The 16,600-nt window shown below is 73.1% G+C and carries 16 protein-coding genes; 5 read left to right on the top strand and 11 right to left on the bottom strand.

Annotated features, from left to right (window positions below; translation table 11 throughout):
- Positions 1-3 precede the first annotated feature (3 nt).
- Entirely contained in the window at positions 4-813 is an 810-nt protein-coding gene (locus BJ999_RS07685; protein WP_179832636.1) for a DUF6338 family protein, read from the bottom strand.
- 271 nt (positions 814-1,084) lie between these two features.
- On the opposite strand from BJ999_RS07685, the gene BJ999_RS07680 reads away from it, so the two are divergent.
- The 4 genes from BJ999_RS07680 (at position 1,085) to BJ999_RS07665 (ending at position 3,825) form a co-directional block, all read left to right on the top strand.
- Positions 1,085-2,311 carry a protein kinase domain-containing protein gene (locus BJ999_RS07680; protein ID WP_179832635.1) on the top strand — a complete coding sequence of 409 codons (1,227 nt, stop codon included), beginning with the start codon at positions 1,085-1,087 and terminating at the stop codon, positions 2,309-2,311.
- Positions 2,308-2,874 (top strand): hypothetical protein, encoded by a 567-nt coding sequence (locus BJ999_RS07675; RefSeq protein ID WP_179832634.1) that lies wholly within the window; start codon positions 2,308-2,310, stop codon positions 2,872-2,874. The genes BJ999_RS07680 and BJ999_RS07675 overlap by 4 nt, the downstream gene beginning before the upstream one ends.
- Before the next feature lie 121 nt (positions 2,875-2,995).
- A complete protein-coding gene (locus BJ999_RS07670) occupies positions 2,996-3,601 on the top strand; it encodes a DUF2975 domain-containing protein (protein WP_179832633.1) in 606 nt (201 codons plus the stop codon).
- The gene (locus tag BJ999_RS07665; protein WP_179832632.1) at positions 3,601-3,825 is read left to right on the top strand and encodes a helix-turn-helix domain-containing protein; all 225 of its coding nucleotides are present in this window, start codon (positions 3,601-3,603) and stop codon (positions 3,823-3,825) included. Before BJ999_RS07670 ends, BJ999_RS07665 begins: the two co-directional genes overlap by 1 nt.
- Before the next feature lie 562 nt (positions 3,826-4,387).
- On the opposite strand, the gene BJ999_RS07660 is transcribed toward BJ999_RS07665, so the two are convergent.
- Entirely contained in the window at positions 4,388-5,824 is a 1,437-nt protein-coding gene (locus tag BJ999_RS07660) for an MFS transporter (protein WP_179832631.1), read from the bottom strand.
- A 65-nt stretch (positions 5,825-5,889) separates the two neighbouring features.
- Between BJ999_RS07660 and BJ999_RS07655 the strand changes: the two genes are divergently transcribed.
- Complete coding sequence (locus tag BJ999_RS07655; protein ID WP_218934984.1) at positions 5,890-6,402, top strand: winged helix-turn-helix transcriptional regulator; 513 nt, start codon at positions 5,890-5,892, stop codon at positions 6,400-6,402.
- 26 nt (positions 6,403-6,428) lie between these two features.
- Here the strand turns inward: BJ999_RS07655 and BJ999_RS07650 are convergent, their stop codons facing one another.
- The 9 genes from BJ999_RS07650 to BJ999_RS07610 all read right to left on the bottom strand — a co-directional run bounded on the left by BJ999_RS07650 (position 6,429) and on the right by BJ999_RS07610 (position 16,597).
- Positions 6,429-7,061 (bottom strand): GTP-binding protein, encoded by a 633-nt coding sequence (locus BJ999_RS07650; protein ID WP_179832630.1) that lies wholly within the window; start codon positions 7,059-7,061, stop codon positions 6,429-6,431.
- On the bottom strand, positions 7,042-7,485 hold the full coding sequence (locus BJ999_RS07645) for a DUF742 domain-containing protein (protein ID WP_179832629.1): 444 nt from the start codon (positions 7,483-7,485) through the stop codon (positions 7,042-7,044). The genes BJ999_RS07650 and BJ999_RS07645 overlap by 20 nt, the downstream gene beginning before the upstream one ends.
- Positions 7,486-7,491: 6 nt before the next feature.
- Positions 7,492-7,911 (bottom strand): roadblock/LC7 domain-containing protein, encoded by a 420-nt coding sequence (locus BJ999_RS07640; protein WP_179832628.1) that lies wholly within the window; start codon positions 7,909-7,911, stop codon positions 7,492-7,494.
- Positions 7,908-10,703, bottom strand: coding sequence for a sensor histidine kinase (locus BJ999_RS07635; RefSeq protein WP_179832627.1), 2,796 nt, complete (start codon positions 10,701-10,703; stop codon positions 7,908-7,910). Before BJ999_RS07635 ends, BJ999_RS07640 begins: the two co-directional genes overlap by 4 nt.
- Positions 10,704-10,785: 82 nt before the next feature.
- Positions 10,786-11,343: a hypothetical protein gene (locus BJ999_RS07630; protein WP_179832626.1), complete on the bottom strand. Its 558-nt coding sequence runs from the start codon at positions 11,341-11,343 to the stop codon at positions 10,786-10,788.
- Positions 11,344-11,383: 40 nt separating this feature from the next.
- Positions 11,384-11,920 (bottom strand): ATP-binding protein, encoded by a 537-nt coding sequence (locus BJ999_RS07625; RefSeq protein ID WP_179832625.1) that lies wholly within the window; start codon positions 11,918-11,920, stop codon positions 11,384-11,386.
- A gap of 144 nt (positions 11,921-12,064) precedes the next feature.
- Positions 12,065-12,646 (bottom strand): PadR family transcriptional regulator, encoded by a 582-nt coding sequence (locus BJ999_RS07620; RefSeq protein ID WP_179832624.1) that lies wholly within the window; start codon positions 12,644-12,646, stop codon positions 12,065-12,067.
- A 76-nt stretch (positions 12,647-12,722) separates the two neighbouring features.
- Positions 12,723-14,627, bottom strand: coding sequence for a fatty acyl-AMP ligase (locus tag BJ999_RS07615; protein ID WP_179832623.1), 1,905 nt, complete (start codon positions 14,625-14,627; stop codon positions 12,723-12,725).
- Positions 14,628-14,632: 5 nt separating this feature from the next.
- Complete coding sequence (locus BJ999_RS07610) at positions 14,633-16,597, bottom strand: acyl-CoA dehydrogenase family protein (protein ID WP_179832622.1); 1,965 nt, start codon at positions 16,595-16,597, stop codon at positions 14,633-14,635.
- Positions 16,598-16,600: the final 3 nt, after the last annotated feature.

Below are 16,600 nucleotides of genomic sequence, written 5' to 3'. Positions count from 1 at the left end.
CGCTCAGGTGATCGCGCCGGCCACCGCCCCGGCCAGCGCGATCACCACCAGCTCCAGCGCGAGCAGCCTGGCCAGCGGGCCCGGCGCGAGCCGGGCCGCGTAGCACTGCTCTGCGAAGATCTTGAGCTGGTCGGACGGGTGCAGGCGCGGCGCGGAGTGCCGGGACGGGACGCCGCGCAGCGCCGCCGGCGGGAGCGGCTGCTCCTCGACCGGCCGCACCAGCACGCTGTTGACCGCCCGCGTCGGCACGACCATCCGGTCCCAGTGCAGCGCGTCCAGCGGCAGCGGCCCGCCGTGCCCGTCGAGCTGGAAGATGGGGCCGCACAGGGTGATGAAGGGCAGCTCGTGCCCGCGCGCCGCCGACTCCTCTCCGAGGAGTCCGCGAAAGGTCTCGCCGCTGTTCAGGGTGATTTCGAGTTCGACGTCGCGGTCCCCGTAATCGGCGTTCGCCCCGGCCGCCGGACGTGCCTCGACGGGAAACGGCCCGGGACGATTCTCCAGCCGCGCCAGAACTGCCGCGGCCAGCGATGAGAGGGTCAGGGAAAGCGCGAGGAAACAGCACACCGCCCAGGCCGCGGCGAGGGGCGGGGCCGGGGCGGCGCCCTCGTCCAGAAGGTGATGCGGGCTCGGCACCGCGGCCTGCCCCAGCACGCCCAGCAGGATCGATGTCACCGTCGTGACCATCGTGCCGGCGACCACCACGCGGGAGAACCGCGGTAGCGCGTCCCCCGGCCGGGCCCGTTCCCGGCGGCCTCGCACCAGATCGAAATGCAGGCCCGGAACCGCCGCCAAGGCCAGTAGTACGACAGGCACGACAATGGAGCTCTCGGTCAAGGTCGCCCCTGCCCTGCATCGGGGGTCATGGGCCCCAGATCCTGTCAGTTGGACCAGGGAATCTCAATATGAAGACAACTGACTCCCGGTCCAATTGCCGTTCCTTTCCGGGACCGCCGGAAAGCTCTTCTCCGCGCACCGGCTGCGCCGTCGCGGGCGGGCGGGTCGAACCCGCCGGGCCCGGCGGCGCGTACCTCCTGACGAGCCGGGGACCGCGCCCGGCACCGGAGTGCGACGAGGGTGACGTCCAGTGGAAACGGGACTGCGGCTGACGGAGCGCTACCGCCTCGTGGAACGCCTCGACGACGGCGGGACGATGGAGGTCTGGCGCGCCTGGGACGAGCTGCTGGGCCGTCCCGTCGCGGTGAAGGTCCTGACGCCCGCGGTCACCGGTTCGCAGCGGGGGTTCCGGCGGGGCGTGAACCGCGCCGCCGCGCTTTCCCACCCCGCGCTGGAGACGATCTTCGACAGCGACCAGACCCGCGACGCGTCCGGGCGGCTCGCGTCCTTCGTCGTGACCGAGTTCCTGGTCGGCGAGCCCCTCACCGACCGGCTGCGGCGCGGACCGCTCGCCGCATCCGAGGCGGCCGCCGTCTGTGCCCAGATCGCAGGTGCCCTGGAGGCCGCGCACGCCGCGGGCGTGACGCACGGCGATCTCACGCCGGACAGGGTCGTGCTCGTCCACGGCGACGTCGGCATCGACGTGAAGGTCGTCGACACCGGCATCGGCGGCGTCATCCGCGCGTCGGCGGGAGACGGTACGGAGGCCACCGAGATCCAGACCGCCGACAGCGGGGCCGCCGACGTGCGTGCGCTCGGCGTCGTCATCGCCGCCTGCCTCGGCCCCGGGGCGTCCGGAGAACTCTCCGCGCTCGCCGCCCGCTGCATGGGCCCGGACGCCCCGTCCGCCGCCGAGGTCGCCGCTTCGCTGGTCCGCGACGAGGGGCCGCCGAGCGCCCTCTTCGTCGCCCCGGGCACGGCCCGCCCCGACGGCCACCGGACCAGCGCCCCGCCCCCGCCGCCCGCGCCGGCCCGCCGCGGGAACGTCCGCCTCGCCGCGCTCGCCCTGGTCGTGGCGATCCCGGTCACGGCCGCCGCGGCGGTCCTGCTGTCGGCGCCGCGCTCCCCGGTCGCCGTCCCGGCTCCGGCGCGGACGAGCGCCGCCCCGCCGGCCCCCGCGCCGACGCTCCGGACTCCGCCGCCGGCGTCCGCTCCCCGCGTCACCGACGCGCTGGGGCGGCTGCGCCCGATCGTCAGCCGCGGCTACGCCGCCGGCGAGATCCGCTCCGACGTCGCGATCGACCTCGACAACGTCATCACGAACCTGGAGAACGACCTCACCGCCGACCGCGAGGTCGACGTCGGCGGCCGGATCGCCGAACTGCACGACAAGATCATCACCCGGCGGAGGGAGCGCGGCCTGTCCCCCGGGCTCGCCGACGAACTGAACCGCGTCCTCGCGACCGCCCAGGCATGACGGGCGGACGGCGCACCGCGACGTGGCGGCGCGAGGACCTCCCCCGCACGCCGCCCGTCGCCCGCTTCCCCTGGCTCGCGCTGGCCGGCGTCGCCGCCACGATCGTGGCGGCGACCGTCCTCGTCCTCGGGATCGGCGACACCCTCTCCAGCCGCGACGGCTCCGCCGGACGCCTCCTCCCGCTCCAGGCGGCGTCCCCGACCGCGCCGCCTCCGCCCGAGACCTCCGCTCCCGAGCAGTCCGGCCCGCGGACGCCTTGGCCGCCCGGATCGACCGCCTCCGAGCCGCCCCCGCCGGAGCCGCCGCCCACGGAACCGAGCGTCGACGAGGTCCTCGTGAGGCTGCGCGATGCCGTGGACCAGGGCGTGGCCGCCGGGGACGTCCGCGACGACGTCGGCCTCGACCTGGGCAACGTGATCGAGCGGATGCTCGGCCACGGGGAGCGGAGCCGCGCGGACGTCGCCTCCCTCCGCCACAAGATCGTCACCCGTGCCCGGGAGGGCGCCATCACCGGCGGCCGCGCCGAGCAGCTCCGTGTGATCCTCGACGGCGCGCTCCCCTGACCGGCGCCTCTCCTCAGCCGCCGGAGGCGCTCGACCCCGATTCGGGGCCCGGACTTGACGGCGGCATATCGTTTATCGTTACTATCGAAAAACGATACGCCACCCCCCGAGGAGACGACCCATGACACCGACGACGCTCTGGTCGCGGTTCGACAGCCATGTCCTGGAGCTGCTCATCGGGCTCGGCCTGCTGCTGGTCGGACTCTTCCAGGCGCTCTTCCCGATCCTCGGCGTGACCGGCCCCTTCCCGCCGATCGACACCCGCGACGTCACCCTCCGCTCCACCTCCCAGGTGCCGCACCTCGCCTCAGGCGGGACGGCCCTGCGCGGCACCCACCACGCCGAACTGGCGGTCGACGACCCCGGCCTGGGGGACCGCCTGCTGCTCGCCGCCCCCGAGGTCGCCCGGGCCGTGCTGATCGTCGTGATCCTGTCGATCCTGATGCGGATGGCCGCGACCCTCCGCACCGGAGACGTCTTCGTCCCGGCGAACGTCCGGCGGCTCTTCGCGATCTCCACCGCCGTCCTGCTGCTCGGCGCCGCCGTCCCCGCCCTCGACATGGTCACGACGAACGCGCTGGTCGGCGGCACCCCGCTCGCCTCGGCGGTCGAGGTCGGCTTCATGTTGCGAGCCTCGGACATCCTGCTGGCCGTCCTGATCGCGGCGCTGGCCGGGGCGTTCGCGCACGGTGCCCGCCTGCGCGCCGACACCGAGGGCCTCGTCTGATGCCGCCCGAGGATCCCCACCAGATCACCGTCCACCTGGACGCGATCCTCGCCGACCGCGGCATCACCCTGGTCGAGCTGGCCGAGCGCGTGGGCGTGACCCCCGTGAACCTCTCCATCCTGAAGAACGGCCGCGCGAAGGCGATCCGGTTCACCACCCTCAGCGCCCTCTGCCGCGAGCTAGGCTGCCAGCCCGGCGACATCCTCTCCCGCACCGAGGACTGACCCCTCACATGCCGCCGACGTATCCCGTCCTAGACGCGATACAGCCGCAACCGTCGGACGCAACAACCCCAGCCACCACAGCAACCAGCGACAAGCCGGGCCACCGCGATTGCGAGCGAAGCCAGGTTCGAGCCCGCGAGAACCTGATCGCCGAGTGAGCCGCCAGGCGAACCGAAGCGATGCAGCAATCACACCTACTTTCTGAAGGTCGGCGCCCCCAGGCGCCGACCGCCCAAACTGACGGCGACAAGCGCAACCGTCAGGCGCAACGACCTCAGCCACCACAGCAACCACCAACAAGCCAAACCAACGCGATTGCGAGCGAAGCCAGGTTCGAGCCCGCGAGAACCTGATCGCCGAGTGAGCCGCCAGGCGAGCCGAGGCGATGCAGCAATCGCACGTGTTTTTGGGTGGTCGGCGCCCCCGGGCGCCGACCACCCAAAAACACAATAAATACAGCAGGCACCTCTCCGGATGAGGTGCCTGCTGTGCGGGGTACGGACGAACCGGGCCTCGCGGTCCGGGTCAAGGCTTCGCCCGTTTCCCGTGTCAAGGAGGGGTGTCAGGCGCGGGCGATCACTTCCGTTTCTGGCTCGGGGACGGGACGGGACGGCCGGAGCCGGCGCGGGGTCATGCCAAGGGCGGCGATCGCTGCGATCACCATGAACGCGCCGACCATCAGCCAAGCGTGGACGTAGGCGGTGTGGGCGTCGGGGTAGCCGCGCGGGGTGCCGAGGACCGCGACGGCGAGGCTGACGCCGAGCACCGCGCCGATCTGGCGGCTCATGTTCACCACGGCGCTGCCCGTGGCGTAGCGGTGGGACGGCAGCTCGACCGCGGCGGCGGACAGGATGGTGGGCAGCGCGAGCCCGACGCCCGTCCCGCCGACGAGCCAGCCCGGCAGCATCTCGGAGGCGTAGGCCGGCGCCGGGCCCAGGCTCATCGCGATCAGGACGACGCCGAACGCGCACAGCATGCACCCGACGGCGGTGATCAGCCCGACCGGGACGCGCGCGGCGAGGCGTCCGGCGATGAGCGCCATCACGGGGACCATCAGCGGGCCGGGCGCGACGGCGAGCCCGGTGCGGATCGGCGAGTAGTGCCAGACCTGCTGCATCCACAGCACGCCCAGCAGCAGGTTGGCGGCGAACGCGACGGTGAACAGCAGCACCGCGGCGTTGGACCAGAAGAAGGTGCGGACGGCCAGCAGCGCGGGCTCGATCACCGGCGCGGGGTGGCGCAGGGAGCGCAGCCAGAACCAGGCGAGGCCGAGCAGCGCGGCGGCGACCACGAGGACCGTCCGCTCGCCCGGCCAGTCGTTGATCTTCACTACGCCGAGCGCCAGCAGCGCGATCGCCGCGGTCGCCACGACGGTCCCGACGAGGTCGGGGACGCGGGCCGTCAGGCCCTCGCGCGAGTCGGGGACGAGGCGGGCCGCGAGCAGCACCGCCGCGATCCCGATGGGGACGTTGACCTCGAACACCCAGCGCCAGGAGACGTCCACCAGGACGCCGCCGACCGCCGGCCCGGCCGCGGCGGCGATCGCCGAGGCCGCCGACCAGATCCGCACCGCGCCGCCGCGCCGTTCCGCCGGGAACGCCGACAGCAGCAGCCCGAGGCTGGTGGGGATGAGCGCCGCGGCGCCCGCGGCCTGCACGACGCGGAAGGCGACGAGCCACCACAGCGACGGGGCGGCCGCGCACGCCTGGGAGGCGAGGGTGAAGACGGTCAGGCCGAGGAGGAGGCCCGTCTTGCGGCCGTAGCGGTCGGCGAGCCGGCCGAGCGGCACCAACAGGGCGGCGAACACGATCGCGTATCCGTTGAGCACCCAGGACAGGTCGGCCATCGACTCCCCGGCGAAGTCGCGGCCGATGTCGGTGAACGCCACGTTGACGATGAACAGGTCGAGGCCCGCCATGAAGGAGGCGACGGAGAGCACCGCGAGCACCGGCCCCCTGCGGACCCGGCCCGCGCCGCGCACCTGACTTTGTTCCACCATAGTCAGGGAGGCTAGCGAGCCACCTGACTTTGGTCAAGCGAAGTCAGCAGGTTTATAGTGGAAGGGTGACAATCTCACTGGAAGGGCACTTCGCCGACCGTGACGCCTGGTCGATGCAGAACTGCCCGGTCGCGAGGACGCTCGCCGCGCTCGGCCCGCCGTCGGCGGTGCTGGTGCTCAGCGAGGCGTTCTTCGGGACGAACCGTTTCGGCGACTTCGTGCGCAACCTCGGCATGACCGAGTCGGCGGTCACCGCCCGGCTGCGCCATCTCGTCGACGCCGGCCTGCTCACCAGGGAGCCCTACCAGGAGCCGGGGCAGCGCACGCGGTACGAGTACCACCTGACGAAGATGGGCCTGGACCTCGCGCCCACCCTCGTCAGCCTCATGGAATGGGGCGAGACCTATCTTCCCCACGAGGAGGGCCGCCAGGTCATGCTGACGCACGCCCGCTGCGACGAGCGCGTGACGGCGCAGGTCAGATGCGCGGACGGCCACGACGTCGCGGTGGACGAGATCGTCATGGGCCCGCCGGGCACGGCGGACGGCGAGCAGGCGAACGGCGGGCCGGGGGGCTGACGCGCGGCCGCGGCAGGTCCGGCCTGCTAGGCGTGCCGGGTGCCGCCCGCGAGCCGCAGCGCGTGCTCGACCAGCGAGACGAGCACCTGCTTCGCCGACCCCGTCCGGCGGGCGTCGCACAGCAGGACGGGGACGTGGGGATCGATGTCCAGCGCCGTCCGGATCTCGGGCGCCTCGTAGCGGTCGGCGTCGTCGAAGCAGTTGACGGCGACGACGAACGGCGTGCCCTTGCGCTCGAAGTAGTCGATCGAGGCGAAGCTCGCCATCAGCCGCCGCGTGTCGGCGAGGACGACCGCGCCGAGCGCGCCGCGCGACAGCTCGTTCCACATGAACCAGAACCGCTCCTGGCCGGGCGTCCCGAACAGGTAGATGGCGACGCCGTCGCGCAGCGTGATGCGGCCGAAGTCCATCGCCACGGTCGTGGTCGTCTTGGCGGCCACGCCGTCGAGGTCGTCGACGCCGACGCTCACGTCGGTCAGCGCCTCCTCGGTGCGCAGCGGGCGGATCTCGCTGACCGCGCCGACCATGGTCGTCTTCCCGACGCCGAACCCTCCGGCGACGAGGATCTTCAGCGCGACGCGCGGGCCGTCCGCCCGATCGTCGGGCTCGTCCGGTTCCACGGTGGCGGGGGGCGGGGCGTCAGAGCGCGCGGAGTTCATCGAGCACCCTCCTGAGCAGGTTCGGGTCGTTGTGCGGCTGGAGCGCGGTCGCCGGGCCGAACGGCCCGGACGGCGACGGCGCCGGGGACCATCGCTGGACTTCCAGGAGGCCGGAGTCGAGCAGGTCGCCGGCCAGCACCCGGATCACCCCGAAGGGCAGGTTGAGGTCCGAGGCGAGGTCGGCGAGGGCGTGCGGGCGCCGGCACAGCGCCAGCAGCCGGCGCTGCTGGCGCGAGAGCCGGCCGGGCTCGGGCGGCGGCCGCCCGGTCGCGACGAGGATCGCCACGATGTCGAGCGGCTCGCCGCTCGGCCGGGTGCGGCCGCGCGTCACCGCATAGGGACGGACGATCGGTCCGGCGGCGGCGTCGAGCCACCGTTCCCTGCCGGGACCCCGGGGAGCACCGGGCCCGTCACTGGGGTCCATGGCGGGTCACCGGTGTCCGGGTCCGGGCGCACCTTGCCTGAGTCCGGTGGACAGCTGCCTGCCGACCCGCTTGACCAGCATCGTCATCTCGTAGGCGACGAGGCCGGCGTTGGCGCCGACCTCGCTGAGCAGCGCGAGGCAGCTGTTGGCCCCGGCCGGGACGACGAAGAACAGGCCCTTGTCCATCTCGACGAGCGTCTGCCGGATCTCGCCGGAGTCCAGTTGCGGCCGCGCCCCGACGGCGAGGCTGTGGAACCCGGCGGCGAGGGCCGCGAGGTACTCGGAGTCCTCGCGCGCGACACCCCGCGACATGCCCATGACGAGCCCGTCCCGGGACAGCACGACCACCTTCCGGATCTGCGGGACCCGGTCGACCAGGTCGTCGAGGAGGAAGTTCAGCTCCGCGGCCACTCCCTGATAGGTCATGATCTTCCCTCCATGCCGTCCACGGGTCCTTCGGGCGCCTCGTCCTCGTCCCGGCCGCGCAGCCAGCCCGCCTGCAGGGACGCGAACAGGTCCCGGGACGCGTCCGCCGACCGTTCCTCCCAGGCGGCGATGGCGTCGCCGGTGGCGGCGGACTCTTCTCCGTACGGGCCGGTCTCCTCGTAGGAACCGGTGTCTTCGTAGGCGCCGGCCTCGCGCAGCTGGGGCGCGAGGCTCCCGCCGCGCACCCGGCGCGGCAGCGGGGCCCGCCCGCCGCCGGCCGCCTGCGCATGCCCGAACTGCGTCCCGCCGAACGGGGACTCGCCGAACGACGTCTCGCCGAACGACGCGGGCGCCCCGTACTGGCCGGTCGCCCCGCCGTAGGAACCGCCGCCGTAGTCGGGTGCGCGGGGGCCCGCGGCCTGGAAGGGACGTGTGGCGTCGGTCGGCGGCGGCGCCCCCCGCGACGGCGGCGGACCGTGCGGCGGTGGGGTGCCGAACGACGTCGGGGTCTGGTCACCGTCGTCGAACCCCACCGCCGCGTTCTGGTCCGGCTTCTCCTCGCTCATCCACTGGGGGAGGGACACCGGCGTCTCTGGCGGCGCCGCTTCACCGATCGGCCCTGGCGCGCCCGGCACCGGGCCGCCGGGGACCACCCTGTTGGGCGCCGTATCGGTCGACGCCACGTCCTGAACAGGGGCGATGTCGTACACCGGCGCGTTGAGCGTCGCGGTGGACGACGGTGTAGGAGGCGTGGGCCATACGGGCGTCGACCCGTTCACCGCCGACGCGCCCCGCTGCTGGGCGGGACCGGCGTGGACGGTGCCGTCCTGGACGGCGCCGTCCTCGTCCTCGGGCTGGTCGACGTCCACGATGAGCCGGCGCGGGATCAGCACGACGGCGCTGACGCCCCCGTACAGCGACGGCTGCAGCGCGACCCTGATACCGTGCCGGCCGGCGAGCCGGCCGACGACGAACAGCCCGAGCCGGTCGGTGACGGCCAGGTCGAACTCGGGCGGCTGCGACAGCCGCAGGTTCAGCGCGTCCAGCTCGGACTGGTCGAGCCCGATGCCGCGGTCGATGATGTCGACGGCGAACCCGTTGGCGCCCATCTCGCCGCGGACGAGCACCTCGGTGGGCGCGGGCGAGAACACCGTGGCGTTCTCGATCAGCTCGGCGAGCAGGTGGATGATGTCGGCGACGGCCTCGCCGATCACCGCGGCCTGCCCGGACACCACGACGATCTCGACCCGCGTGTAGTCCTCGACCTCGGCGACCGCGGCGCGCAGCACGTCCTCGACGTGCACGGGCCGGCTCCAGCCCCGCCCCGGGGACGTCCCGGACAGGATGACCAGGCCCTCGGCGTGGCGGCGCATGCGGGTGGTGAGGTGGTCGAGTCGGAACAGGTCCTCCAGCACCTTGGGGTCGGAGGCGTCGCGCTCCATCTCGTCCAGCATCCGCAGCTGGCGGTGCAGCAGCGACTGGCTGCGCCACGCGACGTTGAGGAACACGCGGCTGATGCCCTGCCGCAGGTAGGACTCCCGGACGGCGGTCTCGATCGCGGTGTGCTGCACCTTGGTGAAGGCGTCGCCGACGCGCGCGACCTCCCGGGACCTGCCGATGACGAGCGGCGGCGCCTCGGCGTCCACGTCCACCTCCTCACCGCGCCGCAGCCGGGCGACGACGCCGGGCAGCCGGTCCTCGGCCAGCTTCAGCGCGGCGCGCTGCAGCCCCCGCAGCTCCCGCGACAGGCTGCGCGCGGCCAGCAGCGACAGCACGATCGAGGCGATCACCGCGAGCAGCCCGAACCCGCCCGCCAGGACGAGCCGCATGATGATCCGCTCACCGATCGGCTTGGCCATCTCGTTGAGCGCGAGGCTCGCCTCGGTGACCTTCTGCGCCCACGCCTGCGACAGCAGCTGCGTGGTGGCCTGCCAGTCCGCCGCCTCGGGCGGCAGCCGGTCGCCGCGCGCGTTGACGATCGCGTCCTCGGCCGCCCGGTACCGCTGGAACTCCGCGGAGGCGGCGAGCTTGCCGAGCGGCCCGCGGATCTGCTCGTTGAGATCGGCGAGCCCGGCCTCGAACTCCCGCCGCCCCTCCGCCGCCCACTGGACGAACGCGGTGTGCTCGGCGGCGGTGAGCCTCCCGTTGCGCGCCATCGCGGCGGTGACGAGCGAGTCCTCCCGCAGCATGTAGGCGCGGGCGTTGCCGATCCCGATCAGCGCCCGGCCCTGGGTGAAGATGGCGACGTCGTTGACGGTCACCAGGCCGTCGAAGACCTTGATGACCTGGTCGAGCAGGACGCTGTAGGAGTTGATGACCTCCAGCGGCTGGACCCGGCCCGAGTCGACCCTGGCGCGCAACTGCGGCAGCCGGTCCAGCGCTCTGACCGCCTCGGCGAGCCGCCGTTTGGTCTCCGGCCGGGCCGCGTCCCTCGCCTCGGGCGACAGCGCGGTCGAGCGGAACACCTTGTCCACGCCGCTCACCCGGGCGCGCTGCCCGCCGAGCTTCTGCCGGGCCGCCGGGTCGCGCGTGCTGAGCGCGACGACGCTGAGCGAACGCTCCGCCTGGAGCTGGTTCACCAGGTAGATGCCGGGAAGGCCCACCTTCTCGTACGTCGTGGAGAAGTCGTACTTGTCGAACGCGTCGCCGAGCGTGATGTTCGCGGCGAAGGCCCACAGGGTGATGAGGGACACCAGCGGGACCAGCAGCAGCGCCGTGATCCGCAGCCGGATGGGACGCCTGCGCCGGGGCCTTCGCCCGGACGCGTCGTCGCGGGGTGTCGTGCGGGACATCGAGATCACTACCTCTAGCCGGGGGCGGGCCGTGCCTGCCGATCCGTGTGTCGGGGGTGGCCCGTGTGTCGGGGGTGCGGGGTCAGGGGTGGGCCTCGTCCAGGGCCGCGCGGGCGACCAGGCCGCGCAGCCGACTGGTGATCATGGCGACGGCCTGGGCGTGCCCGCGCAGGGCCTTGTCCCGCGCGGTGTACTGCCCGATGTCGGCGTGCATCGCGTGGTCGGACACGATCGTCTGCCACAGCAGCGGCCTTCCGTTCGCCGCGATGCCGAGGTCGATCACGGTGAACCAGGTCGAGACGACCACGACGACGGAGCCGACGCGGATGACGTCCTGCGCGAGCAGGCGTCCCCGGACGTCGAGCAGCAGCCGCTGGGCCTCCTCGGCCGTGGCGCGCCGCCCGTCCTCCCGGTAGTAGTCGGGGGGACGGCGAGGATCGGCGGGCCGCCGGCCGGCGGGCTCCCCCGGAGGCCGGTGGTCACCGGGCCACGGGTCGGCGGGCCTTCGATCGATCGGCCCCCGGTCGGCGGGCCGCTGGTCGGCGGGCGGTTGGTCGAACGGCCGCTGGCCGGCGGACCCCTGGTCGGGGGGCCGCTTGTCAGGGGGCCGCTTGTCGGCGGGCATGGCGTTAGCAGGCATGGCATTTCCCATCGCCGTACCGGGGGTGCGCGGGAACTGCTCAGTGGCCGGGGTGCTCGTCCCGCGGCCAGGCGCGCACCTCGCACCAGACCGCCTTGCCGGAGGCGGTGTGGTCGGTGCCGTGCCCGTCGGCCATGACCGCCACGAGGAACCAGCCGCGCCCCGTCTCCTCCATGAGGTCGACCGGCCGCGCCGTCGGGACGGCGGCGCTCTGGTCGTGCACCTCGATGCGGAGCCGGATGCCCGCGCGCAGCAGCCGCAGGCACAGCGCGGCGCCGGCGACCGGCGCGTGCCGGACGGCGTTGGTGACCAGTTCGGACACCAGGACCTCGGCGTCGTCGGCGATGTGCCCGATGCCGGACGCGGTGCTGACGGACCTGCTGAAGCGCCGCGCCGCGGGCACGGACTCCCGCTCGGCGGGCAGCGTCAGCTCGCCCAGCAGGACGGCCGGGGGCTCGTCCAGGCCCCGCAGCCCGTTCGGCGCCGTGCCGTTCGGTGGCGCGACCTGCGACGCGGTGGTCAGTTGGCTCGGGAGTGGGGTGCTAGGGAGTTCGATGGTGTGGTGGTCGCCTGACATGATGAACGCCTCCTTGACTAAGGCGTGCCGCCCGGTTCCAGCTCGGCCGAAGCGCGAGGCCGGGGTGGGCGTGGGGGGTTGGTGCCGGTGCCGCCGCTGTCCGGGCAGACGGTGGCACGGCGTGCGAGGGACGACGGGGCCGCCTCATGGCGGGCCGCTCCCCTCGGACTGGGTGCCCGCCCGGGCGCGCAGCAGCCGGGCGGTGCTGGTGAACCACGCGTAGTTCTCCTGCTCGAAGCGTTGTCCGCGCAGGCACGTGAGGTAGGGCCCGAGAGGGGACCCGGTGCGCAGGAAGGACTCCTCGTCCAGGTCGCCGCGCAGGTGCTTGAGGGTGCGTTCGAAGACCTCGACCTTGGCCGCCGAGGCCACCGCCCGGTCTTCCAGCTGCGCGATGACGGAGTCGGCGCAGATGTGGTCCACGGCCTGGACCATGACGAGCAGGTTCTCGCGGATGATCCCTGGCTTGGCGGGGGTCACGGCGAACCGTTCGAGCTCGTCGACGCCGGCCTGGGTGACGGTGTACACGCGCTTGTTGGGACGATCGTGCTGGATGATCTGCCGCCCGCTGATCAGACCTTCCGTCTCCAACCTCGACAGCTCCGAGTAGAGCTGCTGCGGTACGGCGTGCCAGAAGTTGGAGACCGACAAATCGAAGATCTTTGCCAGCTGGTAGCCGCTGTACTCGCCGTCGAGCAGCGCCGCCAGCACCGCGTGACGTAGCGCCATCGGCCTTCTCTCCCCGCCTTGACTCAGGGTGATGCCCGACGTTAGCAGACAACGACATGATTAGTCATCATGTTGACTAGGATTGGTCAGCGTCAACTTGTGGGCGCGCCTTCCGGAGGCCGGCGACGCCCGGTTCGAGATCGGCCGCGAGTTCGGTGATCTTCCCGGTCAGGAACGCCTCGCGGGTCAGCCGGCGCTGCATCTTCCCGCTGGTCGTCCGCCTGACCGAGCCCCGCGCGGCCAGCACGACGCTGACGGCGGGCAGCTCGAAGGTGCGGGCGACGCGGGTCTTGACGGCGGCGGCGACCTCCTCCAGGGGCGTCCCGGCGGCCGCGCGGGTGCTGACCTCCTGGACGATGACGACCTGCTCCCGGCTCGCGTCGACGGCGTCGCCGTCGCCGTCGCCGGGCCGGCCGTCGCCGGGCGGCCCGGGGCCGAGGTCGGGGTCGATGGCGGCGTCGATCGCGAAGGCGGCGCCGAGCAGCGCGGCCGGATGGGCCGCCCGCGCCACCTCCTCGATGTCGTGCGCGTGGATGTTGCGGCCGTTGACGATGATCAGGTCCTTGATCCGCCCGGTGACGTAGAGCTCGCCGTCGGCGACGAAGCCGAGATCGCCCGTCCGCAGGAACGTGCCCTCGCCGGTGGACGTGCGGGCGCGGAACGTCGCCTCGGTCTCCGCGGGGCTCTCCCAGTAGCCGCGGGCGACGCTGCCGCCGCGCACCCAGATCTCCCCCACGCGCCGCTCCGGCCGCTCGGCGCGGGTCTCGGGGTCGACGACGCGGACGTCCAGGGTGACGGGACGGCCGCTGCTGACGAGCCGTCTGACGCCGCCGTGGGCGGGGGTCCCGCCCGCCGGGGCGGTCCCGTTCGCGGGGGCGGCCTCGTTCGCGGGGACGGCCTCGTTCCGCGCGAGGGCCCCGGCGTCGAAGTCGCGGACGACCGGGCCGCCGCCGAGGGGCGCGCCGGTGATGAGCAGGGTCGTCTCGGCCATCCCGTAGCACGGCATCCACATCGAGGGACGGAACCCGACCGGGGCGAACCGCTCGGCCATCGCCTCCAGTGTCGCGGCCCGGACGGGCTCGGCGCCGTTCTTCACGACGGTCAGCGACGACAGGTCGAGACCCTCCATCTGCCGGTCGGTGACGCGGCGCAGCACCAGCTCGTACCCGAAGTTGGGCGCCACGGTGATCGTTCCCCGGTACCGGGTGATCAGCTCCAGCCACAGCACGGGGCGCTTGATGAACGTGATCGGCGAGGTGAACACGTACCGGCAGCCGAGGTAGAGCGGCTGGAGGAACTGACCCACCAGGCCCATGTCGTGGTAGTGCGGCACCCAGCCGACGCCGACCGTGGCGTGCGACCCCTCGATGCGGCGCCTGATCTCCTCGCCGTTCGCCAGCAGGTTGCCGTGGGTGACCATGACGCCCTTCGGCTCGCTGGTCGACCCGGAGGTGTACTGGAGGAAGGCGACGGTGTCCGGGCCGGACCGCGGCGGGGACCAGTCGCCGGCGTCGGTGTCCTTGCCCGCCTGGGTGTCCAGGCAGTGCACGCGCCCCTTCAGCCCGGCGGCCGACAGCCACGCGTCGAGGGTGTCGCGGTGGGCGGTGTCGGTGAGGATCAGCGCGACGTCGGCGTCCTCGATGATCCGGCGGGTGCGGCCGAAGCGGCCCGCGTCCAGGTCCGGGAGCGGGGCCGGGACGGCGATGACGCGCGCGTACAGGCAGCCGAGGAAGGCCGCCAGGAACTCCAGCCCCTCCGGGTAGAGCAGCAGGACGGCCCGGTCCCGTAGGCCGCGCGACTCCAGGCGGCAGGCGAGCGCGCGGGCCTTGCGGTCCAGGTCGGCGAAGCCGAGCACGTTCTCCTTGTACCTGCGTCCCGGTTCCTCGCTGATGAAGGTGAAGGAGCGGGTGTCGCCGTGCGTCCGGATGTTCTTCCGGACGAGCGACACGAAATCTCTCGTCGTCTCCGGTGGCCCGGCCATGGGTGTCACTCGTCCTCGGCGGAGATGAGCAGGGAGGGAGGGAGCGGGGACAGGGAGAGCAGGGAGAACCAGCGCCGCTCGCCCGTGGCGCGGAACATCGCGTCCTCCACCGGCGGGAGGAAGTCCTCGGACAGGACGGTGTCGGGCTGCGCCCGCTGGAGCAGCCGCTGCAGGCACAGGACGAGCCACTGGCCCTCCTCGAACGCCCCGCCGAACACCTCCCGGTTGTGCAGCCAGGTGAGCATGCACGACGTCATCGCGTGCAGCTCGCAGTACCGTTTGGCCCGCGTCAGCGCCGCGACGGAGGAGGTGTCGCCCTCGTTCGCGCGGATGCCCTCCTCGATCCTGGCGCGCAGGGTGCCGATGGCGGACATCAGGTCCTTCAGCTCGGCCGCGACGCCGGGCGCGGCGTGCGCGTTCGCCGCCGCCAGCACCTCCTCGGAGATCTCCTCGAACCGCTGGCCGATCTCGTCGCGCCCCTCGTTGGTGAGCTGGAGCAGGCGGCCGTCGGGCTCCCAGGCGGGCGGCGTCCGCGTCCAGCGGAACAGGTCGGCGAGCAGTTCGTCCTCGCGGCCCGTCTCCGCCTGCGGGTCGATCAGGAAGGGCAGCTGGCCCGCGACGTTGGCGAGGTTCACGTGCGTGGTGCCCTCGAAGATGCTCGCGATCGCGTGGTCGCGCTGCAGCTTCTGGAACACCCCGTGCGCCACGCCCTCGCGCAGGTAGCCGCGCGCGGCGAGCACGGTCCCGATGCTGGCCACGACCTCCTCGCCGAGGACGGGCACGAAGTACTTCACGATCGAGGACCACAGGCTGAGCCGTCCGGGCGCGACCGTCAGGCAGCGCGCCACCGGGATGGCCACGCACTCGGCGATCAGCAGGTCCAGGTGCGCCTTGACCAGATGGTCGCGGATCACCGGGATCCGGTAGATGTCCGAGCCGTACAGGGTGCGCTGGCGGGCGTACTCCATCCCGATGCGCACGACCGCGTCCATGGTCCCGACCGACAGCGCCGCGATCGCGGTCCGGGTGATCTGCAGGGTCTTCAGCGTCTGGACGAGCCCGGAGCCGCGCCGCCCGATCACTCGCTCGGCGGGCAGCCGCGCCCCGGAGAACGCGACGCCGGACAGGTCGTGGCCGCGCAGCCCGACCGTCCGGACGGGCGGCAGCGTCGACCAGGCCGCCGGGTCCAGTTCCCGCTTGTCGACCAGGATGAGGGAGAAGTCGCGCGGACCGGTCCTGGCATAGGTGGTGACGAACCGTCCGCGGGTGGCGTTGCCGACCGGCCACTTCACCCCGGTCAGGACCAGCTCGTCCCCCTGGATGTCGGCCTCCGACTCCGACGCCATCACGTCGCTGCCGTGGTCGGCCTCCGAGACGCCGAAGCAGGCCAGGTCGCCGCGCAGCACCCCGTCCGCCACGGTCCTGCGCTGCCACGCGTCGCCCCACAGCCACACCGGGTTGACCGCCAGCAACCCGGACCCGTACATGACCGCGACGGTGACGCTGCGGCGCGAGATGCCGCGGGTGACGAAGAACAGCTCCTCCAGCGTCGTCAGGCGTCCGCCCAGCCCGCTCGGCACCAGGTACTTGGGGAAACCCCACGCCCGGACGGCGTCCACCGCGCCCGGGGGGATCTCGTCGCGCTCCTCCGCCTCCACGATGGCCTTGTAGGAGAAGGGCCCGGCCTCGTCGTCCATCGGGTCGCCGAGATAGCCGTCCAGGTCGGCGGCGATCCGGTGGGCCGGGGCCAGCCTCGCGCGCGGGTGCCGCCCGGGCGCGGAACCCGCGGAAGCGGGCGCGGGGCCCTCGGACCCGGGGGTCTCGGACGCGGGGTTCTCGGCCGCGGGGTTCTCAGAATGGCCCGGGTGGACGGAATGCCCGGGATGGACGGAACTCTCAGCGTGGGCCCCGGAGGCGGAGTGAGCGGGGCGGGCGGGATGCACGGGGTGTGCGGGGACCTTGCTATCCATTTC

The sequence above is a fragment of the Actinomadura citrea genome (genome assembly GCF_013409045.1).
Lineage (GTDB): Bacteria > Actinomycetota > Actinomycetes > Streptosporangiales > Streptosporangiaceae > Spirillospora > Spirillospora citrea.
This window is presented reverse-complemented; position numbering and strand designations above follow the sequence as displayed.

Coding starts and splice junctions, on each gene's coding strand:
- BJ999_RS07665 (WP_179832632.1), top strand. CDS start 3,601: ATGCCGCCCGAGGATCCCCACCAGATCACCGTCCACCTGGACGCGATC.
- BJ999_RS07625 (WP_179832625.1), bottom strand. CDS start 11,920: ATGTCAGGCGACCACCACACCATCGAACTCCCTAGCACCCCACTCCCG.
- BJ999_RS07640 (WP_179832628.1), bottom strand. CDS start 7,911: ATGACCTATCAGGGAGTGGCCGCGGAGCTGAACTTCCTCCTCGACGAC.
- BJ999_RS07610 (WP_179832622.1), bottom strand. CDS start 16,597: ATGGATAGCAAGGTCCCCGCACACCCCGTGCATCCCGCCCGCCCCGCT.
- BJ999_RS07675 (WP_179832634.1), top strand. CDS start 2,308: ATGACGGGCGGACGGCGCACCGCGACGTGGCGGCGCGAGGACCTCCCC.
- BJ999_RS07630 (WP_179832626.1), bottom strand. CDS start 11,343: ATGCCTGCTAACGCCATGCCCGCCGACAAGCGGCCCCCTGACAAGCGG.
- BJ999_RS07660 (WP_179832631.1), bottom strand. CDS start 5,824: ATGGTGGAACAAAGTCAGGTGCGCGGCGCGGGCCGGGTCCGCAGGGGG.
- BJ999_RS07615 (WP_179832623.1), bottom strand. CDS start 14,627: ATGGCCGGGCCACCGGAGACGACGAGAGATTTCGTGTCGCTCGTCCGG.
- BJ999_RS07635 (WP_179832627.1), bottom strand. CDS start 10,703: ATGTCCCGCACGACACCCCGCGACGACGCGTCCGGGCGAAGGCCCCGG.
- BJ999_RS07645 (WP_179832629.1), bottom strand. CDS start 7,485: ATGGACCCCAGTGACGGGCCCGGTGCTCCCCGGGGTCCCGGCAGGGAA.
- BJ999_RS07650 (WP_179832630.1), bottom strand. CDS start 7,061: ATGAACTCCGCGCGCTCTGACGCCCCGCCCCCCGCCACCGTGGAACCG.
- BJ999_RS07620 (WP_179832624.1), bottom strand. CDS start 12,646: ATGGCGCTACGTCACGCGGTGCTGGCGGCGCTGCTCGACGGCGAGTAC.
- BJ999_RS07670 (WP_179832633.1), top strand. CDS start 2,996: ATGACACCGACGACGCTCTGGTCGCGGTTCGACAGCCATGTCCTGGAG.